This is a genomic window from Klebsiella sp. RIT-PI-d (assembly GCF_001187865.1).
Classification (GTDB): Bacteria; Pseudomonadota; Gammaproteobacteria; order Enterobacterales; family Enterobacteriaceae; genus Superficieibacter.
In genome coordinates this window covers 388,994-415,704 of sequence record NZ_LGIT01000003.1, presented here as the reverse complement: position 1 = coordinate 415,704, position 26,711 = coordinate 388,994, and the positions used below count along the sequence as shown (strand labels likewise).

At 52.9% G+C, this 26,711-nt stretch carries 24 protein-coding genes and 1 other RNA gene; 13 read left to right on the top strand and 12 right to left on the bottom strand.

The genetic code is table 11. The annotated features are described in order from the left end of the window. Positions 1 to 9 precede the first annotated feature (9 nt). The 3 genes from diaA to AC791_RS02350 are packed head-to-tail and all read right to left on the bottom strand — an operon-like array spanning position 10 to position 3,125. Positions 10 to 600, bottom strand: a complete 591-nt coding sequence (gene diaA / locus AC791_RS02360; protein WP_049838878.1) for a DnaA initiator-associating protein DiaA — start codon at positions 598 to 600, stop codon at positions 10 to 12. 21 nt (positions 601 to 621) lie between these two features. Next, positions 622 to 1,011 carry a YraN family protein gene (locus AC791_RS02355; RefSeq protein ID WP_049838877.1) on the bottom strand — a complete coding sequence of 130 codons (390 nt, stop codon included), beginning with the start codon at positions 1,009 to 1,011 and terminating at the stop codon, positions 622 to 624. Beyond that, positions 969 to 3,125 carry a penicillin-binding protein activator gene (locus AC791_RS02350; protein WP_049838876.1) on the bottom strand — a complete coding sequence of 719 codons (2,157 nt, stop codon included), beginning with the start codon at positions 3,123 to 3,125 and terminating at the stop codon, positions 969 to 971. The genes AC791_RS02355 and AC791_RS02350 overlap by 43 nt, the downstream gene beginning before the upstream one ends. Before the next feature lie 61 nt (positions 3,126 to 3,186). On the opposite strand from AC791_RS02350, the gene rsmI reads away from it, so the two are divergent. Next, positions 3,187 to 4,047 (top strand): 16S rRNA (cytidine(1402)-2'-O)-methyltransferase, encoded by an 861-nt coding sequence (gene rsmI / locus AC791_RS02345; protein WP_049838875.1) that lies wholly within the window; start codon positions 3,187 to 3,189, stop codon positions 4,045 to 4,047. Between the two features lie 67 nt (positions 4,048 to 4,114). Here the strand turns inward: rsmI and AC791_RS02340 are convergent, their stop codons facing one another. From AC791_RS02340 to AC791_RS02305, 8 genes are all read right to left on the bottom strand, one after another. Beyond that, positions 4,115 to 4,888, bottom strand: a complete 774-nt coding sequence (locus AC791_RS02340) for a DeoR/GlpR family DNA-binding transcription regulator (RefSeq protein ID WP_049838874.1) — start codon at positions 4,886 to 4,888, stop codon at positions 4,115 to 4,117. 112 nt (positions 4,889 to 5,000) lie between these two features. Further along, on the bottom strand, positions 5,001 to 6,044 hold the full coding sequence (gatD, locus tag AC791_RS02335; RefSeq protein WP_049838873.1) for a galactitol-1-phosphate 5-dehydrogenase: 1,044 nt from the start codon (positions 6,042 to 6,044) through the stop codon (positions 5,001 to 5,003). Positions 6,045 to 6,087: 43 nt separating this feature from the next. Beyond that, a complete protein-coding gene (locus AC791_RS02330; protein ID WP_049838872.1) occupies positions 6,088 to 7,464 on the bottom strand; it encodes a galactitol-specific PTS transporter subunit IIC in 1,377 nt (458 codons plus the stop codon). Between the two features lie 4 nt (positions 7,465 to 7,468). Beyond that, positions 7,469 to 7,753 (bottom strand): PTS galactitol transporter subunit IIB, encoded by a 285-nt coding sequence (gatB, locus tag AC791_RS02325; protein WP_049838871.1) that lies wholly within the window; start codon positions 7,751 to 7,753, stop codon positions 7,469 to 7,471. A 29-nt stretch (positions 7,754 to 7,782) separates the two neighbouring features. Beyond that, the gene (gene gatA, locus AC791_RS02320) at positions 7,783 to 8,247 is read right to left on the bottom strand and encodes a PTS galactitol transporter subunit IIA (protein WP_049838870.1); all 465 of its coding nucleotides are present in this window, start codon (positions 8,245 to 8,247) and stop codon (positions 7,783 to 7,785) included. Positions 8,248 to 8,265: 18 nt separating this feature from the next. Next, positions 8,266 to 9,537, bottom strand: coding sequence for a tagatose-bisphosphate aldolase subunit GatZ (gene gatZ / locus AC791_RS02315; protein ID WP_049838869.1), 1,272 nt, complete (start codon positions 9,535 to 9,537; stop codon positions 8,266 to 8,268). A gap of 121 nt (positions 9,538 to 9,658) precedes the next feature. Continuing rightward, a complete protein-coding gene (locus AC791_RS02310; RefSeq protein WP_049838868.1) occupies positions 9,659 to 10,513 on the bottom strand; it encodes a tagatose bisphosphate family class II aldolase in 855 nt (284 codons plus the stop codon). A gap of 227 nt (positions 10,514 to 10,740) precedes the next feature. Continuing rightward, the gene (locus AC791_RS02305) at positions 10,741 to 11,025 is read right to left on the bottom strand and encodes a SelT/SelW/SelH family protein (protein WP_049838867.1); all 285 of its coding nucleotides are present in this window, start codon (positions 11,023 to 11,025) and stop codon (positions 10,741 to 10,743) included. 222 nt (positions 11,026 to 11,247) lie between these two features. Here AC791_RS02305 and AC791_RS02300 point away from each other — a divergent pair, with 222 nt between their 5' ends. The 5 genes from AC791_RS02300 (at position 11,248) to AC791_RS02280 (ending at position 17,331) form a co-directional block, all read left to right on the top strand. After that, positions 11,248 to 13,620, top strand: a complete 2,373-nt coding sequence (locus tag AC791_RS02300; RefSeq protein ID WP_049838866.1) for a TonB-dependent receptor domain-containing protein — start codon at positions 11,248 to 11,250, stop codon at positions 13,618 to 13,620. 76 nt (positions 13,621 to 13,696) lie between these two features. Then, a complete protein-coding gene (locus tag AC791_RS02295) occupies positions 13,697 to 14,749 on the top strand; it encodes a hemin-degrading factor (RefSeq protein WP_049838865.1) in 1,053 nt (350 codons plus the stop codon). Next, positions 14,746 to 15,564: a heme/hemin ABC transporter substrate-binding protein gene (locus tag AC791_RS02290; protein ID WP_049838864.1), complete on the top strand. Its 819-nt coding sequence runs from the start codon at positions 14,746 to 14,748 to the stop codon at positions 15,562 to 15,564. Before AC791_RS02295 ends, AC791_RS02290 begins: the two co-directional genes overlap by 4 nt. Continuing rightward, positions 15,564 to 16,559, top strand: coding sequence for a FecCD family ABC transporter permease (locus tag AC791_RS02285; RefSeq protein WP_049838863.1), 996 nt, complete (start codon positions 15,564 to 15,566; stop codon positions 16,557 to 16,559). Before AC791_RS02290 ends, AC791_RS02285 begins: the two co-directional genes overlap by 1 nt. Continuing rightward, on the top strand, positions 16,552 to 17,331 hold the full coding sequence (locus AC791_RS02280) for a heme ABC transporter ATP-binding protein (RefSeq protein WP_049838862.1): 780 nt from the start codon (positions 16,552 to 16,554) through the stop codon (positions 17,329 to 17,331). The genes AC791_RS02285 and AC791_RS02280 overlap by 8 nt, the downstream gene beginning before the upstream one ends. Positions 17,332 to 17,447: 116 nt before the next feature. Here AC791_RS02280 and garD read toward each other — a convergent pair whose 3' ends face one another. Next, on the bottom strand, positions 17,448 to 19,019 hold the full coding sequence (gene garD, locus AC791_RS02275; protein ID WP_049838861.1) for a galactarate dehydratase: 1,572 nt from the start codon (positions 19,017 to 19,019) through the stop codon (positions 17,448 to 17,450). A gap of 408 nt (positions 19,020 to 19,427) precedes the next feature. Here garD and AC791_RS02270 point away from each other — a divergent pair, with 408 nt between their 5' ends. From AC791_RS02270 to tdcB, 7 genes are all read left to right on the top strand, one after another. After that, entirely contained in the window at positions 19,428 to 20,759 is a 1,332-nt protein-coding gene (locus AC791_RS02270; protein ID WP_049838860.1) for an MFS transporter, read from the top strand. A 28-nt stretch (positions 20,760 to 20,787) separates the two neighbouring features. After that, positions 20,788 to 21,558 (top strand): 2-dehydro-3-deoxyglucarate aldolase, encoded by a 771-nt coding sequence (gene garL, locus AC791_RS02265; protein ID WP_049838859.1) that lies wholly within the window; start codon positions 20,788 to 20,790, stop codon positions 21,556 to 21,558. A gap of 28 nt (positions 21,559 to 21,586) precedes the next feature. Next, the gene (gene garR / locus AC791_RS02260; RefSeq protein WP_049838858.1) at positions 21,587 to 22,477 is read left to right on the top strand and encodes a 2-hydroxy-3-oxopropionate reductase; all 891 of its coding nucleotides are present in this window, start codon (positions 21,587 to 21,589) and stop codon (positions 22,475 to 22,477) included. Positions 22,478 to 22,582: 105 nt separating this feature from the next. Next, a complete protein-coding gene (gene garK / locus AC791_RS02255; protein WP_049838857.1) occupies positions 22,583 to 23,728 on the top strand; it encodes a glycerate 2-kinase in 1,146 nt (381 codons plus the stop codon). A gap of 32 nt (positions 23,729 to 23,760) precedes the next feature. After that, positions 23,761 to 24,138: RNase P RNA component class A (gene rnpB, locus AC791_RS03285), an RNA gene on the top strand. Between the two features lie 549 nt (positions 24,139 to 24,687). Then, positions 24,688 to 25,602: a transcriptional regulator TdcA gene (tdcA, locus tag AC791_RS02250; RefSeq protein WP_049838856.1), complete on the top strand. Its 915-nt coding sequence runs from the start codon at positions 24,688 to 24,690 to the stop codon at positions 25,600 to 25,602. A 109-nt stretch (positions 25,603 to 25,711) separates the two neighbouring features. Beyond that, complete coding sequence (tdcB, locus tag AC791_RS02245) at positions 25,712 to 26,701, top strand: bifunctional threonine ammonia-lyase/L-serine ammonia-lyase TdcB (RefSeq protein ID WP_049838855.1); 990 nt, start codon at positions 25,712 to 25,714, stop codon at positions 26,699 to 26,701. Positions 26,702 to 26,711: the final 10 nt, after the last annotated feature.

The window sequence follows — 26,711 nt, the reverse complement described above, 5'->3', positions numbered from 1 at the left end:
GTGTACTCCTTAATCGTCCTGTTGAGGAAATAGCGTATTATCAATTAGATCGCATAAACAGTTGACCGTTAACATGTGCATCTCATGAATGCGTGCGCTACGGTGAGAGGGAATGCGAATCTCGACATCCTGTGGCCCCAGCAAACCTGCCAGCTCGCCACCATCATAGCCGGTTAATGCCACAATGGTCATATCGCGCGTCACAGCCGCTTCAACCGCTTTCACGATGTCACGACTGTTGCCACGCGTTGAAATTGCCAGAAGCACATCGCCTGAATGACCCAGCGCACGAACCTGCTTGGCGTAGATTTCATCATGCAAACGATCGTTGGCAATGGCGGTTAAGACCACGTTATCGGTATTAAGTGCCATTGCCGGCAAACCCGGACGCTCGGTTTCAAAGCGGTTAATCATACTGGCAGCAAAATGCTGTGCGTTGGCGGCGGCGGTGCCATTACCACAGCAGAGAATTTTGTTACCGTTGAGTAGCGACTGAACCAGTGTCATCGCAGCGCGGGAAATGGCATCAGGCAGCGCTTCTGCCGCTGCAATTTGAGTTTGAATGCTTTCAGTGAAGCACGCTTTAATTCGTTCGAGCACAGTATCCCTTAACTTTCAGGTTTATTCGCCAAAGGCGTTTTTGAGCCATTCGATGCGGCTGCTGTCGCAGGCTACCACATCAAACCGGCAATCCACAGTATCAAAACTCCCATTCTGACCGGCAAGCCACCAGCGGGCAGTTTGTAATAATTTCTGCTGCTTCGTTCTGCTTACGCTGGCTGCCGCACCACCGTAGACGGCACTGCGACGATAACGCACTTCAATGAACACCGTTACCGGTCCGTCACGCATAATGAGGTCAATCTCGCCGCCGCGCATCCTGACGTTGGCGGCGATAAAATGCAATCCCTTACCTTCAAGCCAGCGACGCGCTTTCTGCTCCCATGCGTCGCCAGTTTGCTTACGGGTTAACTCGCCGGCACGATTTGTCCCTGGTAGTATTTGAGCCATGATAACTTCCTGTTAATCACACAATCATTGCTGGCGGTTAAATCGCCGGTATTGCCGCTAAGTTCAAAGCCCTGAACCTGACGCATCTGCGAAAAATGATTCGCCAGCGACCAGGCATCGGCCCCCATCGCGTACAGACGGGCCAGCGAATAGTCATTATTGACGGCGGCCAGCGCCTGCTGCATTAATGCCGGATTGCTGCCTGCCAGCATTGGAATTTCACTATATTGCAGCCCGTCCATTTCCAGACGGAAATCCGGACCCGCGGTGCCCTGTGCACTGCGCGAGCTGGCATACAGGGTCACGCCGCTCTGACTGCCGTTACGCATGGTAATCATTGGTTTAATGAACGCGATCTCTTCCGGCGTGGCAAGAATGTAAGCGGCATCGACGCGACCCGTGGACAGTTGCGCGTCAGCTGGCGGTGCCGGGATGGTTAATCCGGCTATCGTTACGCTTTCTGGCTGCGACTGAGTGGTGCTTACCGGCGTTCCGGTCAGGGCAATGCCTGAACCGCCGTTGATCCCCTGGCGTAGCTCGGCGGTCGATCCGAATTTCTGTTCCAGCACCGTGCTGCCACCCTGTTTCTGCCATTCATCGGCAAACGCACTGGCGACGCGGTCGCCCAGGGCGCTGCGCGGGATCAGCACCAGCGGGGAGAATTTGCCCTGCTGATGAATAAAGCGCGCCGCATCGCGGGCTTCATCTTCCGGCGAAAGCGCGAAATAACAGATGTTAGGCCGATTCTCTACAGCTTCCGGCTGGTTAAGCGCCAGGACGCTAAGCGAAGTGTTACTTTTCACCATCTCATCAACGTCGTTCTTCAGAAGCGGTCCGACCACGATACTGGCACCGTCCTGTTGAACCTGAGCGAGGATCTGACTGAGCGGCTGCGACGTGGTGTCGTAGACTTTCAGTTCTGCTGACGGATTAGCTGGGGTGGCGACCGCTGCCTCCGCTTGTGGAGCGGGGGGAACTTCAGCCGGGACCGTATCTGTTATCTGCGCCGGCGCCGCGGTCTGGGCTGTCGTCTCCTGAGCCGGTGCCGTGCTTTGCGCTGTCGGCGTAGCGGCATCGGCCATATTGCCTGGCGCCTGCACTGGCGTTGCGGCTTCATTGCCCGGCGCTTGTACCGGTGGCTGCTGTGCCGTTGTTAAATCGCTCACTTCAGCCTGCGATGGACTGACAACGTCGTTATCCGCTGAGGCTGCCTGTGCAACCTGCTGGGGGACTGCGCTTCCGTTGACCGGGGTCGCGCCATTTTTCGCCGCTTCAAAACCCTGCTGAATGGTGCGGCCATAAATCGCCGCCTGACCGTTCAGCGGCAGCAGCAGTGCAATCCGGTTGGTCGAAGCCGGTTTATAATTCTGCACGTTAACCAGCTGCGAGGGCAGCATTTTTGCCCCCGGATTCTGCGGATAGCGCGTCTGCCAGTCGGCAATACCGGCTTTCATCATCTCCGCATCATTGCGGTTATCAAACCATACGCGTTGCAGATCCAGCCAGCCCTGCAACACATTTTCGTTAGCGTTGATAACCAGCGTCTGCGCCTGTTCTGGCGTCATGGCGGAGAGTGCCTGCCAGGTTGCATCAATATTCGCCTGCTTATCTGCTGCTGTCAGCAGCGGCTCCTGGGCGATTAGCGCACGCAGCAGAGCCAGAGACGGTTTACCCTGAAGACTAACAATCCCTGCCTGCCAGAAACGGGCCTGCTGATTTTTATCCAGGTCAGCCGGATTAATTTGCCCCAGCAGCGTCTGCGCCCCGGCGTAATCTTTTTGCGCCAGCTTAAGATCAACAGCCAGCAGCGACTGCTCACGGCGCTGCGCCTCATCAAGTTGCTGCGGGAGCTGAGCAAACAGCTCTGCCGCATGCTGGCTTTTGCCTTCCTTCAGCAGGGCACGAATGGCGAGTAATTGCCAGTTGGTCTTGCTATCATCTGAGCTTTGCTGCATCTGATTCAGATAATAACCGGAGTCAGCCTGCGCCGCCCCGTCAAGATGGGCCGTGCTCTGATCGGTTTTTTGAATGCCGCAACCAGTGAAAATCAGGGCTGCCAGAATGACCGGCAGGCCGCGTGCAGCTTTCGAACGAAGAAGCGTTGACAGTACCATACTGTATCCAGTGATATTTTTATTCGATGCTCAATATTAAATCGGCAATACGGACTAAACAATGAAACAACACCAATCGGCGGATAATTCTCACGGTCAGCTCTATATTGTACCGACTCCCATCGGTAATTTAGGCGATATTACTCAACGTGCGCTCGCCGTGTTGCAGGATGTTGACCTGATTGCCGCAGAGGATACGCGTCATACGGGCCTGCTGCTTCAGCATTTTGCTATTTCGGCCCGACTCTTTGCGCTTCACGATCATAATGAGCAACAAAAAGCCGAAACGCTGGTGGCAAAGTTGAAAGAGGGGCAGAACATTGCGCTGGTTTCAGATGCGGGCACGCCGCTGATTAACGATCCTGGCTATCATCTGGTACGCACCTGCCGTGAAGCCGGTATCCGCGTCGTACCGCTTCCCGGCCCGTGTGCAGCGATTGCTGCGTTAAGCGCTGCCGGGCTGCCTTCCGACCGTTTCTGCTATGAAGGTTTTCTGCCTGCCAAATCAAAAGGACGCCGCGACGCGTTAAAAGCGCTGGAAGAAGAGACGCGTACTCTGATTTTCTATGAATCAACCCATCGTCTGCTGGAAAGCCTTGAGGATATCGTGGCGGTACTGGGGCATTCTCGCTATGTCGTGCTGGCGCGCGAGCTGACTAAAACCTGGGAGTCCATTTATGGCGCGCCTGTTGGCGACCTGCTGGCCTGGGTAAAAGAAGATGAAAATCGCCGTAAAGGCGAAATGGTGCTGATTATTGAAGGGCATAAAGCGCAGGAAGACAGCCTGCCTGCCGATGCACTTCGTACGCTGGCGCTGTTACAGGCAGAGCTGCCGCTAAAAAAAGCGGCGGCGCTGGCGGCAGAAATTCACGGCGTGAAAAAGAATGCGCTGTATAAATATGCGCTGGAGCAGCAGGCGTAAACCGGCTTCCAGCCGGGAGCGTTAAAACACCTTATTGCCCGATACGGCAAAATATCGGGCAATAAGATTATACAATTTTCAACTCAACAGCCGTTTGTTCCAGTGCCTTGCGATCTTCCTCACTGATACTCTCATCGGTGATCACACAGTCTATTTTTTCCATTGGCAGGACCTGGTTAAAACCGCGGCGGTTAAACTTAGTCGCGTCGAGCACGGCAATCACCTTATGCGCGGCGGCAGCCATGACGCCACTGATGGAATAGCCTTCGTTAAACGTCGTGATCCCGTTGGTAGTATCAATACCGTCAGCGCCAACAAACATTACATCGGCGCTAATCCCCTGCAACGAGCGCTCGGCAATTGTACCGTGCATCGAGTGCGTTTTATGGCGAACCGTTCCTCCACAGACGACCAGGGTGATGTCTTTATTATCAGAAAGCGTAAACGCGGCGGGGAGGTTATTGGTAATAACGGTGATATTGGTGCTTTTGGTCAACGCTTCGGCGACAAGCAACGTGGTGCTGCCGCTATCAAGAAGCACGGTCATTCCTTCTTCTATCATTGCCGCAGCAGCCTGAGCGATGCGTTTTTTAGGATCGCTGGCAAGCTGATAGCGATCTTCCAGGATGACCTCCTGGTTATCGCTATCATGAGCATGGCTATCTGGTCTGGCAGCTCCACCATGAAAGCGCGTAACCAGGCCTTTATCTTCCAGCAATCGCAAATCGGCGCGGATAGTGACCTCCGAAATGCCAAAAGCGTTAGAAAGATCTAAAACCAGCACGCTGCCCTGCGAATTAACCAGATCGACAATTTTGTTCCTTCGTTCAAATGAGTTCATGTCAGTTTGCCTGATGATTAGCTAACGATTAGTTTAATCGAAGGATAGTGAAAGGTGAACGCCAATCTTCGAAAGTAATTGTGAGCCAGCTCAGGTTGCTGGCTCATACCGTTTAAGACAGTTTAAGCAAAATTTTACCCTGCATTGGTGCGCCTTTTAGCGCCTGCACTTCTTTGGCGAAACTTTCCGCAGTGCCTACATGAGCAATCAGCGGTTCAAGCGTAATTTTTTTCTCGCTTAGCAAACGTGATGCGATCTGCCACTCCTCACCGGGCCAGGGGCCAGAGTAATTCATCCAGCTGCCCAGAATGGTGAGTTCTTTACGCAAAATCTGGCCAAATACGCCGGCGGTCAGGGTTAAATCATGATGTAGCGTCCCGACCAGCGCCAGCTGCGCGCGCGGCCCGGCAATCTCTATCGCCAGAGAAACGGTTTGCGGCGAACCTGCGGTTTCGAGTACCAGCTGATCAAACTGGCTATCAGCAAGCGCAGACTGGATCTGTGCACTACTCATTTCCCGGCTATTAAATACGTGAGTCGCACCCAGTTCAGTTGCCAGAGCCAGCTTCTGCGGATTGATATCAATAGCGGTAATGCTTTTCGCGCCCAGCTCGCGAGCACACTGGAGTGCCAGCAGACCAATCGTTCCGGCACCCACAATGACCACATTTTTCCCCTCGCATCCTTGCGCCAGGTGGAAAGCATGAAGCCCAACGGTAATGGGTTCGATAAACGCACCGTCCGCAATCGGCATGGCGGCGGGAAGATGAAAAAGATTGGCGCGTTTTACCACCACATACTCGGCATTGCCGCCTTCGCTGCGGGAGCCGACAAACTGGTACTGCTTGCAAAGAGAGAAATATTGCCGTAGGCACTGAGGGCAGTTAAAGCAGGGGAGTAACGGCACGCAGGCTACCGCATCACCGGGAACGAGATCGGTCACGTCAGCACCGCAGGACTCAACATAGCCGCTAAACTCATGGCCCAGCGTAATAGGATAGTAATGCGCGCCATGCGCAAAAATGCGCGGAATATCTGAACCACACAGGCCTGAGCTGACAACCTTTACCCGCACGTCATCACCGGTGGTTAACTGCGGCATGGGACGTTCTTCAACGCGCACGTCTCCCTCAGCGTGGATCACCACTGATTTCATAAAATTCTCCAGAAATGTAAGGGGGGCGATGCCCCCCACAGGATTAAGAAAGGGTTTGGCCTGGCTGCGTGAGCGTCTCCGCTTTTTCTGCCGCGGCTATGCTACGCGCTCTGCGCCAGGTGAGCAGTACGCCGAGAACATACACGGCGGCAATGACCACGAAGCCGACGATGTTCTGCCAGGTAAAGAGCTGGATCAGCAGCCAGGTAATCGGCGATCCGCCCTGATCCATTGACGCGACCAGCCCGCCGTTTTTCAGCGCGCCTGCATTGGCGGCAAGCTGGGTATGCAGGCCAATGGTTTGCGTCGCGATCCACAGGGTGATCCCCATAATGATGACCCCGGAAATAAGCGTGCGGAACAGGTTGCCCTGATGCACGGCCACCGCCATTGCCACAAAGAAGCCGATGGTCGCCAGGTCGCCGAACGGCAAAACCTGGTTGCCCGGCACCACCACCGCCACCAGAATGGTTAACGGGATAAAGATCAGGCTGGCGGAGACCACCGAGGTGTGACCGAGCAGTAGCGCCGGGTCCAGACCAATCAGAAAATCCTGGCTGCCAAATTTCGCCTGCAGGCGTTTACGCGCCTGTTTTGCGATAGACGTCAGGCCATCCATAATCGGTTTGATCACCCGGGGCATTAACAGCATCACGGCCGCTGTTTTCACCGCCAGTTGCAGGATGGCTTTGGTGTCATAACCGGCTAACAGGCCAATAATAATCCCCATAATAAAACCGACGGTAACCGGTTCTCCGAACGGACCAAAACGTTTCTGAACGTCATCGGCGCTAAAATGAATCCGGTTCAGGCCGGGAATTTTATCGATGATAAGATCGACCAGCACTGCAATGGGCCCCATGTATGCCGAACTGCCGTGAGGAATAGCAATACCGTCGAGACCAAAATAGTCCCGCGCGTCTTTGGCAAACCAGTCGCCCAGTTTGTAGACAAACGCCGCGTGCAGCACTACACCGAGAATACCAATCCAGTACGACCCGGTAGCCAGATGCAACATTGCGCCGGTAAAGGTCATGTGCCAGATATTCCAGATATCGACGTTAACGACCCGGGTCATGCGCGTTACCAGCATCAGTACGTTGACGCCAATTGCCACCGGGATTGCTACCAGCGCAATCTGTGATGCCCATGTCATGGGTGAAGAGCCTGGCCAGCCGATATCGACTACATGCAGATTAATTTGAAACTGCTCGGCCATAGCTTTCGCCGCGGGTCCGATGGAATCCAGCATTAAGCCAATAACAAGCCCAATCCCGACGAAGCCAATCCCAATATGCAGGCCGCCCTTAAAACAGTCCCCGAGCTTCATCCCCAGTAGTTTTGAGAAGATGATAATCACAATCGGCAGCATAACTGTCGGACCTAAGTCGAGGATATAACGCATTATTTCGCTAAACATGACGCTACCCCACGAGGATGCTCAGGATTTTCTGCTGCAGCGCTTCGATGCCCACGCCGGAAATAAAAGGCATACCGTGAACCACCGGAATTTCACCAAATGCCCGATCGACCTTAGCAGTCGTACAAATCATATCGACCCCATCCATATAGGTTTCGATTTCGTTGACCCGGCACTGAACCAGGTCCAGCGTGATGTTGTGAGCATCACATAATTCTTTGATTTCTTCTGCTGCCATCGTTGAGGTTGCTACCGCACCGCCACAGGCGACAATTACTTTACGTTTCATAGGGTATTCCTTTTATTATCAGTGTGTTGTTAGGCCTGAGCGCACGGCTCAGCGTCGAGGATTGTTTTTTGAAACAGGTGCCCAAGCTCGCTGTCAGACGCCGCCAGCAGAGCATCGAGAGCGTCTGGATTTTGCAGCTCACTGAATAACCGCCGCAGCAGCGTTAGCTGTGCCGTTGGGTTCTCTACAATCAGCGCAATGATCAATGAGACCGGAATTTCACCGTCATCATCTGCGCGGCGGAAAAGGACCGGATTCTGCGGGCGAATCAGGTAAATCGCCGGGGATTTTGCATGTATTGCTTCGCAGTGCGGGATCGCAACCGCATGATTTTCCAGGGCGATACCGGTGGGGAAATCGGCTTCCCGCGCCAGTAACGCCTGCGGCCAGGTTTCGTGCACGACGCCCTTCACCAGCATCTCTTGTCCGATATGCTCCAGCGCCTGATGGCAGGTACTGAAATCAATTCCGATGCGAACAAATAATTGGCTCATAAATCCTCTTTATGACGATCAGGCTATTTCGGAAGAACAACCGTAACGGTAGGCACGCAGCACATCCTGAATCTTATCGAGGATGAGAATGTGCGGCGTGGCGGTAAGTTCGCTCATTGCCAGGCGTTCGAACTGCACCGGCATATACTGGCTAATAAGCCCCAGCGGCAGGGAGGCGGTACTCAGGTTGGCGAGGAGTTTTTCTACGCTCTGGCTTATGCGTGGATGCGGCCAGTAATAGCGGATGCGATCGGAGAGGCTGAAATGGATATCAACCATCGCCTGACTCCAGGCTGGACGATAATATTTTTTCCAGTAGCCTGGTTCATTCAACATGACTTCATCAATTACGTCCAGCACCCGGCTACGATCTTCCGGTGCGATAAGTTCATTCTCCATTTTTGCGAGGGCGAAAATGGCCTCGCGCAACGCGAACGTCAGTGCCGGTCCAACTTTGAGGATAGCGAAATGATCCTGCACCAGCGCGCGATAGGCGTAGCGGGTCTGATAATCCGTAGAGTGCGCCTCGTAGACCATGGGCGTGTCTTTGATCCAGCGTGACAGCGCCTGTGCCTGCTGCGGCTGATAATGAATAATTTGCGTGTGATCGAATTCAACGCCGGGTTGAACCACAATGGCAATGACGCGCGTGAGCGCCTCGTCCAGACCTCGTGTACGAAAGGCAACCTGATGGGTTTCCAGCGTGCGGGCGGCGTCTTCCGCTCGCGTAACGTGCACGCTACCAATAGTGCTGGCCTCACCGCCAGGAACCGGAACTTCAGTGCCGATAACGTAGGTCAGATGACGTTTCTGTTCTGCTGTCGCCGTGTGCTCTGCCACCTGACACAGCTGAGCCGCACGTTCTGCCACGACTACCGGGTCCAGCGGCACCGGATCGTCTGCGCAGGACATCGAGGCATCAAGATGAATTTTACTGAAGCCCGCCGCCACGTAAGCGCGGATCAGTTCGAGCGATTTTTCCATCGCGGAGGCCGCATTTTCATGTTGCCAGCAGTTTGGGCCAAGATGATCGCCGCCAAGGATAATACGCGCCTGCGGGAAACCTACAGTTTCAGCAATCTTATACACAAAATCGCGAAAATCAGCGGGTTGCATGCCGGTATAGCCGCCAAACTGATTCACCTGATTTGATGTTGCCTCTATTAACACTTTGTTTTGCGTATGCAAATCAAAGCGCAATGCGGCTTCGATGACCAACGGATGTGCAGAGCAAACGGAACAGATACCCGTGTGTTTACCCGCTTTATGAGCAGAAATAATCTCTTTCATTTTAATCTCCGTTTGCTTATTTTTATCTTCATAATCTTTTGAGCCTGAAGCAAAGAGAACATGCGGCGTTCGTGATCGTGCTCGTAAAAAATTCGCTGCAGTTTCTTAAGTTACCCAGGATTTACAGCTTTCCTTCACAGCCGCAGTCAGCAATCACTTTCTTCACGACAGCTTTCATGGCTGCTTTTGCCGGAACCATGTAATGACGTGGATCGCTGGCATCCGGATAACTAAGGAAATAGGCCTTAAGCGCATCCGAAAACGCGATTTTTAATTCGGTCGCCACGTTGACTTTGCACACGCCTCCCGAAATGGCCTGACGGATATCCTGAGCAGGAAGGCCCGATGCGCCGTGAAGCACCAGCGGGACGTTAACGGTATGACGAATTTCCTCAAGGCGGACGAAATCGAGTTTTGGCTCTGCTGTATAAAGCCCGTGAGCAGTGCCGATGGCGACTGCCAGGGAATCAATTCCCGTTCTTTCAACGAATTCTTGCGCCTGCTGTGGATGGGTATAAAGCGCGTCTTTTCCGTCGACGATCAGATCGTCTTCCTGACCGCCCAGACGGCCTAACTCAGCTTCTACGCTGACATCGTAACGGTGACAAAAATCGACGACTTTCTTCACCAGCGCTACGTTTTCGTTAAAGGCTAAGTGGGAACCGTCAATCATCACCGAACGCACGCCCGCCAGAACTTTGCTCTCAATGTCGGCGAATTTTTCGTGATGATCTAAATGGATGGCCAGCGGCTGGTTAAACTGGTGGGCCAGCGCACCTGCAATAGCCACAATATTCTGGCTACCTGCATAGCTGAATGTGCCCGGCGTACCGGCGACGATCAGCGGAGAACGCAGTTCAGCTGCGGTTTCTACAACGACCTGCAGCGTTTCAAGATTGTGGATATTGAATGCGGGTACGGCATAGCCTTCATACTGTGCTTTTCGCAGCATCGCGGTGGTCGAAATAACGTACATTACCCCTCCGAAATCTTTCGTTTGTTTTCTTCGAAAGAAAGTATAGGGTTTTGAAAAGGTTTTATGTGATCAAAGTCTGATATCGAAAGAAAAAGAAATATTATGAATGTTTGGGCGAGATGAAAGTGCTGGCGATAGCTGCCAGCATTCAGGAGGGGAGGTATAAAATGTTGTTAAAAAGAGAAATGAATGCGCGTTGACAGCGCGCTTAAAACGAAAGTGTGCGATCAGTCGCTTTTCTTCTCAATATGGCCCAGATCTTTTTGTGGAAAACAGTAGTCGCGCACCCGGCGTTTCAGTTCTGCGGCATCCGGGAATCCACCGTCCTGTTTACGATCCCAGACGATCTGCCCATCGATATCAATCACAAAAATTCCGCCGGTACCAGGGACAAGGCGTACTGAATCAAGATCGGTACTAAATGTCTGGAGCAGTTCCTGCGCCATCCAGGTTGCCCGAAGCATCCAGTTACATTGCGAGCAATACTGGAGTGTTACCGCGTTTTTACGCATTTTTATCATCTCTGAAAAAAAGGAATTGGGGGGATAATTTACCGATGTTGCGGCAAAAATGTGAAGACTTTGTGAAGTTGTTGCAATTGATAATAGTTATCATTAGTATTCAATGCATAATTTATAACAGTACGTGATCTTTTTATTTACCCCATTTTCGACGAGTCAGTGGAAGAGAGATGTGAGCCCCGATACTAATAAAATTAAGGCTTACAAGACATTATGCATACATCGCACATTTCTTTGCATCGCTTTGGGAAAAGCGTTCTGGCGACCTCATTGCTCGCCTCGCTTTATCAGGCCCCGGCTTATGCGGCACAGACCTCACCGGCAACGACCACAGTAAATCCTGCATACGAGGAGCCTGCCGATCGGATGATCGTTAGCGCGCCTGCGCCGGTACTGAACGCAGGAAATCGCCATACGCTCGGCGCTCAGGAGTTGCAGAACAAAGGCGCAAACGACTTTGGATCCATTATGCGCTATGAGCCGCTGATCGGTGCGACGGGCACCAGCGGCGGCTCCGGAAACGGTAAAAGCGGATTCGATCGCGGCGGTTATACCGGCTACAACATTCGCGGGCTGGAGAGCAATCGCGTCGGCATTGATGTAGACGGAATACCGCAGCCGGACGCTACCGGGCGAAGCTATGTCAGCCGTTCAGGTCTGAATACGTTTGGTATTGGCCGGGACTATATCGATCCCTATATGTATGGCAATGTGGACATTGAATCCGGTGCGACTTCGACAGATCAGGCGAATACCTCCATCGGCGGCAATGTCTCCTTCCGCCCGAAATCTGCGGATGACTATCTGCGCCCCGGAAAAGAGGCCGGGTTCGGTTACCAGAGTGACTATGATTCCGCCGATCGTAGCTGGCACAACGGCATCACCGGTGCGGCAGGGGATGAGACGCTGCGCGGCATTTTCGTCTACAGCCGTCGTGACGGTCAGCAAACGCGTAATAATAGCGATACGGTAGACGCTTATCCGGCCAACTGGCACTCCGACGCCATGATGACGTCAGGGATCTGGCAGCCCGGCGATGAGCATAAATTCACCGGCACGCTGGATTACTATCACAAGACCAATCATAGCCGGTATGACGCGTGGAACAGCAGCGGTAGCCAGATCCTTGGCGACGCGCAGCAAACCAGTCAGACCCGTCGCTGGGGAGCCAGCCTGAAAGATGACTGGACACCGATGAACGACTGGCTGGACAGCATGTCGACCAAAGTTTACTACCAACATACCGAAGCGCACGATCGGACTTATCAGCCGGACAGCATCGCGACCGGGATGCAGACCGTCTATTCCAATTATGATACTGAAACCTGGGGCCTGCAAAATGCGCTGACGAAGACCCTTGGCCGTCACGATCTGAGCGCCGGTTTTAACGCCAGCACGACTAAAACCGAGCGTCCTTTTAAGCAATCGCCGACGCCCAGTGCCTATACTGAAATCATGCAACCGGAAGCCGACAGCCAGAGTTATACGCTCGGCGCATTCTTGCAGGATCAGATTAATTTCGATGTCGAAGGCCACCATTTCGCGATTATTCCCGGCGCGCGCGTTGTCCGTCAGTCGATGAAGCCGCAAAGCCTTGCGGATTTAACAACCAATAGCGCCGTGCTGGACGAAGGCGAAGTCTCAACGTTGTACGGCAAAAATTCCGATACGCAACTGCTGCCGTCGCTGACGTTCCAGTATGACATCACTCCGCGTCTGATGACCTGGCTGCAATACAAACGCGGCGCTGAATTCCCGAATGCCAGCCAGCTTTACGGCTCGTGGAATCTCGGCTCCAGCTATGCCGGAAGACAGCAATATGCGCTTATTGGCAATACCGATCTGAAAACCGAAACCAGCGATAACGTTGAGTGGGGGATGAAAGGAGAGGTGACCGACGGTGTGACGCTGCGTACCTCGCTGTTCTATAACACCTATAAAAACTTTATTGCTTATACCCGCTATTCGCGTGCCAATAACCCGGACCAGTTCACTCATGTGCCGTCGAACATTTACACCACTTATCAGGCGGAAAACCGTGACAAAGCCTATATCTACGGCGGTGAAATTAGCGCGAAGTTTAATGTCGGTACCTGGTTCGAAGAGATAAATGGCTTAAGCGCCACGCTGGCGTACGGCTATTCTCAGGGACAATCAAAATCAAGCTATAGCGGCGATAAATACATCGATCTCGACAGCATCGCGCCGATGAAAGCCATCGCTGGCGTGGCGTGGGACGATCCGGCAAAACGCTATGGTACCGCGCTGGTTGCCACCTTTGTGAAGGGCAAGCGCGCCGCCACGACCAGTCGTGAATCCTACGCGAATACCGGTTCTGCGATTGCGAGCGCCAGTAATGAGTATATTCGCGTGCCGGGCTATGGTCTGCTGGACTGGACGGCCTGGTGGCAGGTGGCGAAGAACGTCAGACTCAATAGCGGAATTTACAACATTACCGATCGTAAATATCGCGACTACCTGAGCAGCCGGACCATTGAGCAATCGACGCGTCAGGATGCTTATGACAAGGCGCTGGCCGTGATGCCAGGACGTACGTGGCAATTGGGCGTTAACGTCGACTTCTGAGTAAAGCGTTATTTCTGATGCCTGTACCCCCCGGCCTCGCTGCCGGGGTTTTTAACCTTTTAAGGAAGCAAACATTATGTCCGTTCCATCAGCAGACGTTTCAACTCTCTGGCAGCAATATCAGAGCCTTAAAGCACAGGATCCTGCAAAGTATGCCCGCGATATCGCCGCAGAAATGGCAATCAGTGAAGCGGAGTTGACCGCCGCACGGGTCGGCCACGATGCGCTACGTTTGACCAGTGAGATGCGTGAAATACTGGCGGCGCTGGAACAGGTTGGCGACACCAAATGCATCTGCCGCAACACCTGGGCCGTCCACGAGCACAGCGGCAGCTTTACCCATCTGCACCTCAGTGAACATGCCGGGATCGTGTTGAATCCGCGTGCGCTTGACCTGCGCCTGTTCTTCGGCCAGTGGGCCAGCGCCTTCAGCCTGTGCGAGCACAGCCCGCACGGCGAGCGTCACAGCCTGCAATTTTTCGATCATCAGGGGGACGCGGTGCTGAAAGTCTATGTTACCGCGCAGACCGATCTGACCGCGTGGAATGCGCTGGTTGCCCGGTTTACCGCGCGTGACGTGATACCGCTGGTGATTACCGCTGCCCCGACCGTAGAGCATGCGCAAAACCCGGATGCCCATGCGCTGGATCGGCAATGGCGGGAGATGACCGATGTTCACCAGTTCTTCGGCCTGCTGAAGAAACATCGCCTGTCGCGTCAACAGGCATTTCGCCTGGTAGGCGACGATCTGGCCTGCCAGGTTGATAATAACGCTCTGCCGCGTTTGCTGAATACCGTCCTGGCTCAGGGCAATGAGATCATGATTTTTGTTGGCAATCGCGGCTGCGTGCAGATCTTCACCGGAACGCTGGAAAAACTGACGCCGATGAAAGGCTGGATCAATATTTTTAACCTGCACTTTACTCTGCACCTGCCTGAAGCGGGGATCGCCGAAAGTTGGATCACGCGCAAGCCCACTGCCGACGGCCATGTCACCAGCCTCGAACTGTTCGCCGCTGACGGCACTCAGATCGCCCAGATCTACGGCCAGCGTAGCGAGGGGCAGCCGGAGCAGGCCCAATGGCGTATGCAGATGGACGCGTTGTGCAATGACGGGATTGGCGCATGAAAAAATTACTGATGCTGCTGGCTGCTCTGCCGCTGGTAGCGAGTGCTGCCGGGCACAAGATCGTGTCGCTGGGCGGGGACGTAACCGAAATCGTGTACGGGCTGGGCGCACAGGGGCAGCTGGTCGGACGCGATACCACCAGCAGCTGGCCTCCCGACGCGCAACAGCTGCCGGATGTCGGCTACGTCAGGCAGCTTAACACCGAAGGCATTTTATCCCTGCGTCCGGATGTTGTTCTGGCGAGTCAACAGGCGCAGCCGTCGTCGGTCCTGCAAAACGTTGAAGAAAACCACGTCAGGATCGTCAATGTTCCCGGCGGCTACTCGCTAGCGGCCATTGATAGCAAAATTGCTACGATTGCCGATGCGCTGGGAAAACCTGCGGAAGGCGCGAGGCTGCGGCAAACGCTGAAGGCGCAGATTGACGCGTTACCGCAGACACCTGTCAACAAACGGGTCCTGTTCCTGCTGAGTCACGGCGGGATGGGAACGCTGGTTGCCGGGCAGGATACCGCGGCCGACGGAGCGATCCGCGCGGCGGGTTTGCAGAACGCCATGCAGGGCTTCGCGCACTATCGTGGACTGTCGCAGGAAGGCATCATTGCCAGCCAGCCGGATCTGATTGTCATCTCTGCCGCGGGCGTCAGGGGAATGGGGGGAGAAGCAAACCTGTGGAAACTACCGGGTCTGGCGCAGACCCCCGCCGGACAGCATAAGCAGGTCATGATCATCGACGATATGGCGATGCTTGGTTTTAGCTTACGCACTCCGCAGGCGTTACTGGAAATGCGCCAAAAAGCGGAGCGCCTGCCCTGATGCCTCGTGCGGTAGTGTGTTCATTATGGCTCATGTTACTTCTATTGCTTGTTATCACTCTGGGGGCCACGACTCAGGGGGCAATGTCGCTGCCGGTAAGCCGTCTGTGGAACGGTAGCGATGATGCGCTGCGCCAGATTTGGCTGACTATTCGGCTGCCGCGCGTGCTGCTGGCACTGGTAGTCGGCGCGGCGCTGGCGCTGTCCGGTTGCGTGATGCAGGGATTGTTCCGTAATCCGCTTGCCGATCCGGGGTTATTGGGGATCAGTAGCGGCAGCGCGCTGGCGGTGGCCTGCTGGCTGGTCCTGCCGCTGCCGGTTCCGGCCCTGGTAGCGCTGTATGCGCCGATGCTGGCGGCGTTTATCGGCAGCCTGGCAGTGATGGCGGTTATTTTTCTGCTCAGTAAAGCCCGCGATAATTCCCTGTCGCGCCTGCTGCTGGTCGGTATTGCGATCAATGCCCTGTGCGGCGCGGCGGTGGGATTGCTCTCCTGGATCAGCAGCGATGCCCAGCTTCGCCAGCTTTCTCAGTGGGGCATGGGAAGCCTGGGGCAGGCGCAGTGGTCGACATTAGGCGTGGCGACAACGCTGATTTTGCCCTCGGCGGTGGCAGTATGGGGCGTCGCCCGGCAGCTTAATTTGTTGCAACTGGGCGATGAGGAGGCGCATTACCTGGGCGTTAATGTGCCACGATTACAACGCGTAATGTTGCTATGCAGCGCCCTGCTGGTAGCGGCAGCGGTCGCCATCAGCGGGATTATTGGTTTTATTGGCCTGGTGGTTCCGCACCTGATGCGCATGTGGCTGGGGGCCGACCATCGGGCGCTGGTGCCCGGATCGCTGCTGGCAGGCGCCATACTGCTACTTATTGCCGATACGGCGGCCCGCACCGTGGTGGTGCCTGCGGAAATGCCGGTGGGGCTTATCACCAGTCTGCTTGGCGCGCCGTGGTTTTTGTGGCTCATTTTCCGCCAGAGGAGGGCGACCTGTGGTTGATTCATTTACTGCCCACCATCTGCGCCTGCAGCGCGGATCGCGATGGCTGATTGATGATGTTTCGTTAACGCTGACCTGCGGTGAGCTGGTGGCGTTAATTGGCCCGAACGGTGCGGGAAAATCCACCTTACTGCGCCTGCTGAGCGGATATTTATCACCGGCGCAGGGAGAGTGCATGATGGCCGGGCGTCCGCTGGCAAACTGGGCCGCCGGGGTGCTCTCGCGCCGGCGAGCAGTGATGTTGCAGCAAACGCAGCTGCAATTCGACTGGCCGGTTGATGCCATCGTCGCCATGGGGCGCGCGCCCTGGGGAGCGCGAAATGAGAAGGCGATTGTTCGCCAGGTGATGGCGCTAACCGGATGCGACGATCTGGCAACTCGTCGCTACGCCACGCTGTCCGGCGGCGAACAGCAGCGGGTGCAACTGGCGCGCTGTCTGGCGCAATTATGGCAAGACGACGCACCGGAGGGCTGGCTGTTTCTTGATGAGCCGACCTCGGCGCTGGATCTGTATCATCAGCAACAACTGCTGCGCCTGCTAAAAAAGCTCACCGCTGGCGGCAAGTTGCATGTCTGTGTGGTACTGCACGATCTTAATCTGGCTGCGCTATGGGCGGACCGCATTCTGCTTTTACACGAAGGCAAACTGGTTGCCGAAGGCGCGCCGCAGCAGGTTATTCAAACCGGGATCATTACCAGATGGTATGGGGCGGAAGTACAGGTGACGGTGCTGCCGGGCAGCGACCGGCCGCACGTTTTTCTGAGTGCGTAACGGGTGACAGGAGAATTCTGGCCAGCAACCGTGAGATTTCTCCCCGTACGGTTTTCGGTGGCAGCGGCGTAGAAAAACAAAAATCCCCCGACAAGCGGGGGATGATAAGGCCAGAATCAGGTCACAGGCGCCGGATTAAACACCGCCAGCTGGTTGTGCAGACCCCACTGATCCGAGAAGGTTTTCTTCCGACCACTCGCCACGTCGAGAATAAAGTGGAACAGTTTCCAGCCCACGTCCTCAATGGTTTCTTCACCAGTAGCGATAGTACCGGCATTGATATCCATCAGATCGTACCAGCGGTTTGCCAGCTCGGTACGGGTCGCCATTTTGATTACCGGCACGGCCATCAGACCGTATGGGGTTCCGCGACCGGTAGTAAATACCTGAACAGTGATCCCGGAGGCCACCTGCTGCGTACCGCAGACGAAATCGCTGGCTGGCGTCGCCGCGTAAATCAAACCGCGTTTTGTCGGCCGCTGACCCGGCGAGAGCACTTCTGAAATCGCGCTTTTGCCTGACTTCGCAATCGAGCCGAGGGCTTTTTCTACCACGTTGGCCAGGCCGCCTTTTTTATTACCCGGAGACGGGTTAGCGCTGCGGTCCGTTTGACCCAGGTCGAGATAATTATCATACCAGGCCATTTCTTCGAGCAGGCGCTTGCCCACGTCTTCGTTAATGGCGCGCGGCGTTAACAGATGGATCGCATCGCGAACTTCGGTTACCTCTGAGAACATTACCGTTCCGCCACAGCGGATAAGCAGGTCAGAGGCATAGCCTACCGCCGGGTTCGCGGTAACGCCAGAAAACGCATCGCTACCGCCACACTGCATGCCGACGACCAGCTCAGAGGCCGGACATGTTTCACGCTTGCGCTGGTTAAGCTTTTGCAGATGACGCTCGGCAACGACCAGAATGTCCTCAACCATCGATTTGAAACCGACGTGCTGCTCATCCTGCAGGCGAACAATGCTGGCTTCCTCAACCGGGATCGCTTTAACGTCTTCCGTGCCTTTTAACAGGCGCTCCGGCTGGAGTTTTTCACAGCCCAGACCAACTACCATGACTTCGCCGCCAAAGTTCGGGTTCAGCGCGATGTTGTGGATAGTACGAATCGGTACAATTGCTGCCGGCGCATTGATTGCGACACCGCAGCCGTACAGATGATTCAACCCGACCACGCCGTCTACATTCGGGTATTTCGGCAGGAGATCACGCTCGATGATTTTGACCACATAATCAACAACGCCGGCGACACAATGGACGCTGGTTGAAATACCCAGCAGGTTCTTGGTCCCAACGCTGCCGTCCGGATTACGAAAACCCTCAAAGGTATAACCTTCCAGCGGCGGCAGAGGTTCCGGCACTTTGGTTGCCAGCGGCAGCGTGTTCAGCGGCGGCGCTTTTGGCAGTTCAACGGTGGATTCATCAATCCAGCTGCCCTTTACCACATCGCGCACGGCATAGCCGATAACCTCGCCATAGCGCACGATTTCGCCGTGGACAGGAATATCCACCAGCGCCACTTTATGTCCCTGTGGAATATGTTCAATGAGTTCCAGCCCGTCGGGAAAACGTGTTCCCGCCTTTAAACCGTTATCATTAACAATAATCGCCACATTATCGGTTTCATGTACTTTAATATAGAACGCCGAAGGCGATTGCTGTCTAATTTCGATGTCGGCCATTGTCCAGTATTCTCCAGCAAATGTAGATAATAAAAACGGGTAACCTGAGCGTTTTAAAAATAATTATAAAAAATAAAACCTCAATATTATGTACGTAAGAATGCACTGACTTCAAAAATTAGAATGTGATCTGGATCACTGATTTTCGCGGTAGCCCCTGACACCGGGGGGGTAAAGCGTAAATCTGTGCATCAGCGCCCAGAAGTATGTGCATTTGACATATATATTAGTTGTTGTCCCCTTTTAAATTATGCAAATGCACAATGTGCAATATCGGCTGGCTGATTATACTAATCGTCAATTACATTGTATCTGATCCGTTTATTGAGATGCCTGCATCAATAAAAAATCAGTAACGCTGTCTGATAAAAATAATTAAACAGATCGCTCCGTACCCGAGGATAAATAATGTCGCTGGATACTGCTATTAAATCAAAAAGAGTCATTCCGACCCGCTATATAATACTGTCAATTATCTTTATGGTAACTGCCGTTAACTATGCGGATCGTGCAACGCTGTCGATTGCCGGCAGTGCGGTGGCCGAAGAGTTGCATCTTAGCACCATCTCAATGGGCTACATCTTCTCTGCTTTCGGCTGGGCCTATCTGTTGATGCAAATCCCCGGCGGCTGGCTGCTGGATAAATTCGGCTCGAAGAAAGTCTATACCTACAGCCTGTTCTTCTGGTCATTATTTACTTTCCTGCAAGGGTTCGTGGATGTATTCCCGCTGGCCTGGGCCGGGATGTCGATGTTTGTTATGCGCTTTATGCTCGGTTTCTCCGAAGCGCCTTCTTTTCCGGCTAACGCCCGTATCGTCGCCGCCTGGTTCCCGACGAAAGAGCGTGGTACCGCTTCAGCGCTGTTTAACGCCGCCCAGTACTTCTCCCTGGCTATTTTCTCACCGTTACTCGGCTGGCTGACTTTTGCCTGGGGCTGGGAGCACGTCTTTACCGTAATGGGCGTGATTGGTTTTGTGCTGACCGGCCTGTGGGTGAAGTTTATTCATAATCCGACTGACCACCCACGGATGACTGCGGAAGAGCTGGATTACATCACCAAAGGCGGCGCGGTGGTTGATATGGACCACAAAAAGCCGGGGGAAACTAAATCAGGTCCTAAGCTTCATTACATCAAGCAACTGCTGACTAACCGTATGATGCTGGGCGTGTTTTTTGGCCAGTATTTCATTAATACCATTACCTGGTTCTTCCTCACCTGGTTCCCGATTTACCTGGTGCAGGATAAAGGCATGTCGATTCTGAAAGTGGGTCTGGTCGCGTCTATACCTGCGCTGTGCGGTTTTGCAGGCGGCGTATTAGGCGGTGTGTTCTCTGATCATCTTATCAAGCGCGGCGCAACGCTTACTCTGGCGCGAAAGTTACCAATTGTGCTTGGAATGCTGCTTGCATCAACGATTATTCTCTGTAATTACACCAATAATACCACTCTGGTTGTCGCCCTGATGGCGCTGGCATTCTTTGGTAAAGGTTTTGGTGCGCTGGGATGGCCGGTGATTTCCGATACCGCGCCGAAGGAAATTGTCGGCCTGTGCGGTGGGGTATTTAACGTATTTGGCAACGTGGCGTCTATCGCGACTCCGCTGGTCATCGGTTATCTGGTGAGTGAACTGCACTCATTCAACGCCGCGCTGATATTCGTAGGCTGTTCAGCACTAATGGCGATGATTTGCTATCTGTTCATTGTTGGCGATATCAAGCGTATGGAACTCCAGAAATAATTCACGGTTAAGTTACAAGGTACAGATGATGAATAAAGATATTTTCCCGAATAAATTCAAAGCTGCGCTGGCCGCGCAGCAAGTTCAGATTGGCTGCTGGTCCGCGCTGGCCAGTCCAATCAGCACTGAAGTACTCGGTCTGGCAGGATTTGACTGGCTGGTTCTGGACGGCGAACATGCGCCGAATGATATCACCACCTTTATTCCGCAGTTGATGGCCCTGAAAGGCAGCCCAAGTGCGCCCGTCGTTCGTGTGCCAACTAACGATCCTGTGGTCATCAAGCGTCTGCTGGATATCGGTTTCTATAACTTCCTGATCCCGTTCGTTGAAACGCAGGAAGAAGCCGCGCAGGCTGTTGCATCAACGCGTTATCCGCCGGAAGGTATTCGCGGCGTATCCGTTTCTCATCGTGCCAACATGTTTGGCACCGTGCCGGATTACTTTGCCCAGTCCAATAAAAACATCACCATTCTGGTACAGATCGAAAGTCAGCAGGGCGTTGATAACGTTGATGCTATCGCAGCGACCAGCGGCGTTGACGGTATTTTCGTTGGACCAAGCGATTTAGCCGCCGCACTGGGCCACCTGGGCAACGCGTCACATCCGGATGTGCAGCAATGCATTAAACATATATTCGCCGCTGCAAAAGCACACGGTAAGCCGTGCGGCATTCTGGCACCGGTAGATGCCGATGCGCGCCGCTACCTGGAAATGGGCGCGACCTTTGTTGCCGTTGGCAGCGATTTAGGCGTGTTCCGCGGTGCGACGCAGAAATTAGCAGATTCCTTTAAGAAATAACCATCACCGAAAAAGAGAGAGAGCAATTATGACCATTAAAGTAGGTTTCATTGGCCTGGGTATCATGGGCAAACCAATGAGCAAAAACCTCATTAAAGCCGGTTACTCGCTGGTGGTGTCCGACCGTAATCCTGACGCCGTAGCCGAAGTGGTCGCGGCGGGCGCAGAAACTGCGACTACCGCCAAAGCGATCGCGGAGCAGTGTGACGTGATTATCACCATGCTGCCAAACTCACCGCACGTTAAAGACGTTGCGCTGGGTGAAGGCGGGATCATCGAAGGCGCGAAAGCGGGCACTGTCGTTATCGATATGAGCTCCATCGCGCCGCTGGCAAGCCGCGAAATTAGCGAAGCGTTAAAAGCAAAAGGCATTGATATGCTGGATGCACCGGTGAGCGGCGGCGAGCCGAAAGCGGTTGATGGCACCCTGTCTGTCATGGTTGGCGGTGATAAAGCGATTTTTGATAAATATTACGATCTGATGAAAGCAATGGCCGGTTCAGTGGTTCATACCGGAGATATCGGCGCAGGTAACGTGACCAAGCTGGCAAACCAGGTCATCGTGGCGCTGAATATTGCGGCAATGTCCGAAGCGCTGACGCTGGCAACCAAGGCAGGCGTTAATCCGGATCTGGTCTATCAGGCCATCCGTGGCGGCCTTGCAGGCAGCACCGTACTGGATGCGAAAGCGCCAATGGTTATGGATCGTAACTTCAAACCGGGCTTCCGTATCGATCTGCATATCAAAGATCTGGCGAATGCGCTGGATACCTCGCATGGCGTTGGTGCACAGCTGCCGCTAACCGCAGCAGTTATGGAAATGATGCAGGCGCTGCGTGCTGACGGTCATGGTAATGATGATCATAGCGCTATCGCATGCTACTACGAAAAACTGGCGAAAGTAGAAGTCTCTCGCTAACAACGTATTGCCCGATAACGTTGGTTATCGGGCCTACAGCAATACGCCTTTGTGGGCCGGGAAGGTCAGGCTTTCCCGGTATTGCGTGGTAACAGGCTACTCACTATGAAAATCGTAATCGCCCCAGACTCTTATAAAGAAAGCCTTTCTGCCAGCGAGGTAGCTCAGGCGATAGAAAAAGGATTTCGGGAAATCTTTCCTGATGCGCAATATGTCTCTGTTCCGGTCGCTGATGGGGGGGAAGGGACGGTTGAAGCGATGATTGCCGCAACGCAGGGCACAGAATATACCGCTCGGGTCACCGGCCCCCTCGGCGAACCTGTTGATGCCTGCTGGGGCATTTCCGGTGACGGAAAGACCGCCTTTATTGAAATGGCCGCTGCCAGTGGACTGGCATTGGTCCCTCCCGCACAGCGTAATCCTTTAATCACGACCTCCCGGGGAACTGGCGAACTGATTTTGCAGGCTCTGGAACAGGGTGCAAGAAATATTATCATCGGCATTGGCGGCAGTGCCACCAATGATGGCGGTGCCGGTATGGTCCAGGCGCTGGGCGCAAAACTGTGTGACGCTAACGGTTCTGAAATAGGCAACGGTGGCGGCAGTTTAATCAACCTCAACGCCATTGATATTACTGCGTTAGATCCGCGCTTGCGCGAATGTACGATCCGCGTGGCGTGTGATGTGACAAATCCTCTGACCGGTGACAAAGGTGCTTCGCGCATATTTGGGCCGCAAAAAGGGGCGACGGAAGCATTAATTGTCGAGCTGGATCGTAATCTCGATCATTATGCAGACATGATTAAAAAATCCCTCGATATTGACGTTAAGAACGTTCCCGGCGCAGGCGCTGCGGGCGGTATGGGTGCGGCACTAATGGCGTTCCTCGGTGCAGAGCTGCGTAGCGGCATTGAGATTGTGACCCAGGCACTTAACCTTGAAGAGCATATTCACGATTGTACATGGGTCGTGACCGGCGAAGGCCGAATCGATAGCCAGAGTATTAACGGCAAAGTTCCGGTGGGCGTGGCGCAGGTCGCGAAAAAATACCATAAACCGGTGATCGGTATTGCTGGTAGTTTGACCAATGATGTGGGTGTTGTACACCAGTATGGCATTGATGCTGTCTTTAGCGTCCTGACCAGTATCAGCACGCTGGAAGAGGCCTTCAGGGGGGCATTTGATAATATTTATCGCGCTTCTCGTAACATTGCCGCGACGCTACAGGTGGGAATGTTGACCGAAAGGTGACAGCGAAGTAGAAACACTTTATACTTCGCGCCGAAGCTGACCAGACAGTCGCCGCTTCGTCGTCGTCCTCCTTCGGGGGAGACGGGCGGAGGGGAGGAAAGTCCGGGCTCCATAGGGCAGGGTGCCAGGTAACGCCTGGGGGGGTAACCCACGACCAGTGCAACAGAGAGCAAACCGCCGATGGCCCACGCAAGTGGGATCAGGTAAGGGTGAAAGGGTGCGGTAAGAGCGCACCGCGCGGCTGGTAACAGTTCGCGGCACGGTAAACTCCACCCGGAGCAAGGCCAAATAGGGGTTCATAAGGTACGGCCCGTACTGAACCCGGGTAGGCTGCTTGAGCCAGTGAGCGATTGCTGGCCTAGATGAATGACTGTCCACGACAGAACCCGGCTTATCGGTCAGCTTCAACCATTACGTACAACGCCCGCTGGTTTTCCAGCGGGCGTTTTGCTTTTTGCGCCTGCGTTCGTGGGCCGCACGAGATACGCGCAGCACCTTCCAGTATTCTTCAGCATAATAATGTATAATATTTGTTAATTTATGATTAATAAATATGGTTAATGTTATTGCTGATTTTAGTGGTAATATATTGAAAGATGTGATGTATCACAGATTAATTTGCTCTAATTAATAATTTATTAATTATCTAAACTTTATTTTATAGATTTCTTAGGTACTGGTTGTTAATTAGTCTAAATAGAATTAATAAGGCATTTCTAGTACACTGTAACATAACGTAGTTATCCCCATAAAATAAATTCATCTTAGCTTTTTTTATTGATTGAAATCATCAAAAATACAAAATTTATATTTTTAAATTATTGTTTTTATTCGTTTTAATGATGATTTAATACATTAGAATAAGTAATGTAATACTATTTTGTGAGTAACAGCACATACCGCTAGCAACTTAATTTCGTACACTTGGCCGCACGATTTAACGAGATGAGTTAAGGATTATGGAAAATTTCACCTTGCCGAAGACCCAGCACCTCGTCGTATTTCAGGAGGTCATTCGCAGTGGATCAATCGGTTCTGCGGCAAAACAGTTAGGATTAACTCAACCGGCAGTAAGTAAAATTATTAATGATATAGAATCTTATTTCGGTATCGAATTAATCGTGCGAAAAAACACCGGCGTTACGCTGACCAGTGCCGGGCAGGTCGTTCTTTCTTACTCTGAGTCGATAACCAGAGAAATGAAAAACATGGTCAGCGAGATGAACAACATGAGCAGTAACGGCGTGGCCGATGTCTCGTTCGGTTTTCCGTCGCTGATTGGTTTTACCATCATGTCCAGCATGATCCAGAAATTTCAGAACGTGTTTCCTAAAGCGCAGGTCTGTATGTACGAAGCGCAGCTCTGCTCATTTTTGCCAGCCCTACGTGACGGACGACTGGATTTTGCCATTGGCACATTGAGTGATGAGATGAAACTGCAGGACCTGCATGTCGAGCCGCTTTTTGAATCAGAATTCCGGCTGGTGGCCAGTAAATCACGAACGTGCAGCGGCCCTGCAACGCTGGGGTCATTAAAAAATGAGCGCTGGATATTACCGCACACCGAAATGGGATACTACAGCGAACTTCTTACCCTCTTAAAAAATAATGGCATTGATAACGAGCATATTATAAAAACAGATTCCGTTGTCACCATTTATAATCTTGTATTGAATGCCGGTTTTCTGACAGTTATTCCTTGCGATATGATCGCTCCTTTCGGCTCAGATCAATTTATAACGCTGGCTATTAAAGATACGCTTCCGGTTGCACGTTACGCGGCTGTCTGGTCTAAAAACTATACCATGAAAAAATCAGCTTCTTTTCTTGTTGAATTAGCGAAGGAACAGTCATCGTTTAATTACTGTCGATGATAAAAACCGATCAGCAGACGGTCATGTTTATAGCGATAACTATTTATTTTATATCTGGTTAATCAGATTAACGGCCATATTACACCTGAATTTATTATAAGAGGGCATTATGCATATTACTTACGAACTTCCTGTTTCTATCGACGACGTTCTCGATGCTAAAAAGAGACTTGCCGGAAAAATTTATAAAACGGGCATGCCACGGTCCAACTATTTTAGCGAATGCTGTAAAGGTGAGATTTTTTTAAAGTTTGAAAATATGCAGCGCACCGGCTCCTTCAAAATTCGCGGCGCTTTTAACAAGCTCAGTTCATTGACTGATGAAGAAAAGCGCAAAGGCGTTGTTGCTTGCTCGGCGGGCAACCATGCGCAGGGCGTTTCACTGTCATGTGCGATGCTCGGCATTGACGGTAAAGTGGTGATGCCAAAAGGCGCACCAAAGTCAAAAGTTGCGGCAACATGCGACTACTCGGCAGAGGTCGTCCTGCACGGTGACAACTTCAACGATACCATCGCCAAAGTTAGCGAAATCGTCGAGCTTGAAGGAAGAATATTTATTCCGCCTTATGACGACCCTAAAGTCATTGCAGGCCAGGGAACCATTGGTCTTGAAATTATGGAAGACCTGTATGACGTCGATAACGTTATTGTTCCGGTCGGCGGTGGCGGCTTAATTGCCGGGATCGCTATTGCGATTAAATCAATTAATCCAACAATTAAAATCATTGGCGTTCAGTCTGAAAACGTTCACGGCATGGCGGCATCTTATTATGCAGGACAAATAAGCTCACACCGCACCAGTGGAACGCTGGCAGACGGTTGCGATGTTTCTCGTCCAGGCTCGATTACTTATGAAATAGTCCGTGAACTGGTTGATGATATTGTTTTAGTTAGTGAAGATGAAATTCGTAAAAGTATGGTTGCGCTTATTCAGCGTAATAAAGTCATTACTGAAGGCGCAGGTGCGCTGGCCTGTGCTGCATTATTGAGTGGTAAACTTGACGGCTATATTCAGAACAGAAAAACGGTCAGTATTATTTCTGGCGGCAATATCGATCTGTCACGCGTTTCACAAATTACCGGTTTAGCTGATGCCTAATTACTTTTGC

What these genes read in the sequence shown, in the direction of transcription:
- AC791_RS02355 (WP_049838877.1), bottom strand. Translation starts at nt 1,011, where the DNA reads ATGGCTCAAATACTACCAGGGACAAATCGTGCCGGCGAGTTAACCCGT.
- AC791_RS02350 (WP_049838876.1), bottom strand. Translation starts at nt 3,125, where the DNA reads ATGGTACTGTCAACGCTTCTTCGTTCGAAAGCTGCACGCGGCCTGCCG.
- rsmI (WP_049838875.1), top strand. Translation starts at nt 3,187, where the DNA reads ATGAAACAACACCAATCGGCGGATAATTCTCACGGTCAGCTCTATATT.
- AC791_RS02340 (WP_049838874.1), bottom strand. Translation starts at nt 4,888, where the DNA reads ATGAACTCATTTGAACGAAGGAACAAAATTGTCGATCTGGTTAATTCG.
- gatD (WP_049838873.1), bottom strand. Translation starts at nt 6,044, where the DNA reads ATGAAATCAGTGGTGATCCACGCTGAGGGAGACGTGCGCGTTGAAGAA.
- AC791_RS02330 (WP_049838872.1), bottom strand. Translation starts at nt 7,464, where the DNA reads ATGTTTAGCGAAATAATGCGTTATATCCTCGACTTAGGTCCGACAGTT.
- gatB (WP_049838871.1), bottom strand. Translation starts at nt 7,753, where the DNA reads ATGAAACGTAAAGTAATTGTCGCCTGTGGCGGTGCGGTAGCAACCTCA.
- gatA (WP_049838870.1), bottom strand. Translation starts at nt 8,247, where the DNA reads ATGAGCCAATTATTTGTTCGCATCGGAATTGATTTCAGTACCTGCCAT.
- gatZ (WP_049838869.1), bottom strand. Translation starts at nt 9,537, where the DNA reads ATGAAAGAGATTATTTCTGCTCATAAAGCGGGTAAACACACGGGTATC.
- AC791_RS02310 (WP_049838868.1), bottom strand. Translation starts at nt 10,513, where the DNA reads ATGTACGTTATTTCGACCACCGCGATGCTGCGAAAAGCACAGTATGAA.
- AC791_RS02305 (WP_049838867.1), bottom strand. Translation starts at nt 11,025, where the DNA reads ATGCGTAAAAACGCGGTAACACTCCAGTATTGCTCGCAATGTAACTGG.
- AC791_RS02300 (WP_049838866.1), top strand. Translation starts at nt 11,248, where the DNA reads ATGCATACATCGCACATTTCTTTGCATCGCTTTGGGAAAAGCGTTCTG.
- AC791_RS02295 (WP_049838865.1), top strand. Translation starts at nt 13,697, where the DNA reads ATGTCCGTTCCATCAGCAGACGTTTCAACTCTCTGGCAGCAATATCAG.
- AC791_RS02290 (WP_049838864.1), top strand. Translation starts at nt 14,746, where the DNA reads ATGAAAAAATTACTGATGCTGCTGGCTGCTCTGCCGCTGGTAGCGAGT.
- AC791_RS02285 (WP_049838863.1), top strand. Translation starts at nt 15,564, where the DNA reads ATGCCTCGTGCGGTAGTGTGTTCATTATGGCTCATGTTACTTCTATTG.
- garD (WP_049838861.1), bottom strand. Translation starts at nt 19,019, where the DNA reads ATGGCCGACATCGAAATTAGACAGCAATCGCCTTCGGCGTTCTATATT.
- AC791_RS02270 (WP_049838860.1), top strand. Translation starts at nt 19,428, where the DNA reads ATGTCGCTGGATACTGCTATTAAATCAAAAAGAGTCATTCCGACCCGC.
- garL (WP_049838859.1), top strand. Translation starts at nt 20,788, where the DNA reads ATGAATAAAGATATTTTCCCGAATAAATTCAAAGCTGCGCTGGCCGCG.
- garR (WP_049838858.1), top strand. Translation starts at nt 21,587, where the DNA reads ATGACCATTAAAGTAGGTTTCATTGGCCTGGGTATCATGGGCAAACCA.
- garK (WP_049838857.1), top strand. Translation starts at nt 22,583, where the DNA reads ATGAAAATCGTAATCGCCCCAGACTCTTATAAAGAAAGCCTTTCTGCC.
- tdcA (WP_049838856.1), top strand. Translation starts at nt 24,688, where the DNA reads ATGGAAAATTTCACCTTGCCGAAGACCCAGCACCTCGTCGTATTTCAG.
- tdcB (WP_049838855.1), top strand. Translation starts at nt 25,712, where the DNA reads ATGCATATTACTTACGAACTTCCTGTTTCTATCGACGACGTTCTCGAT.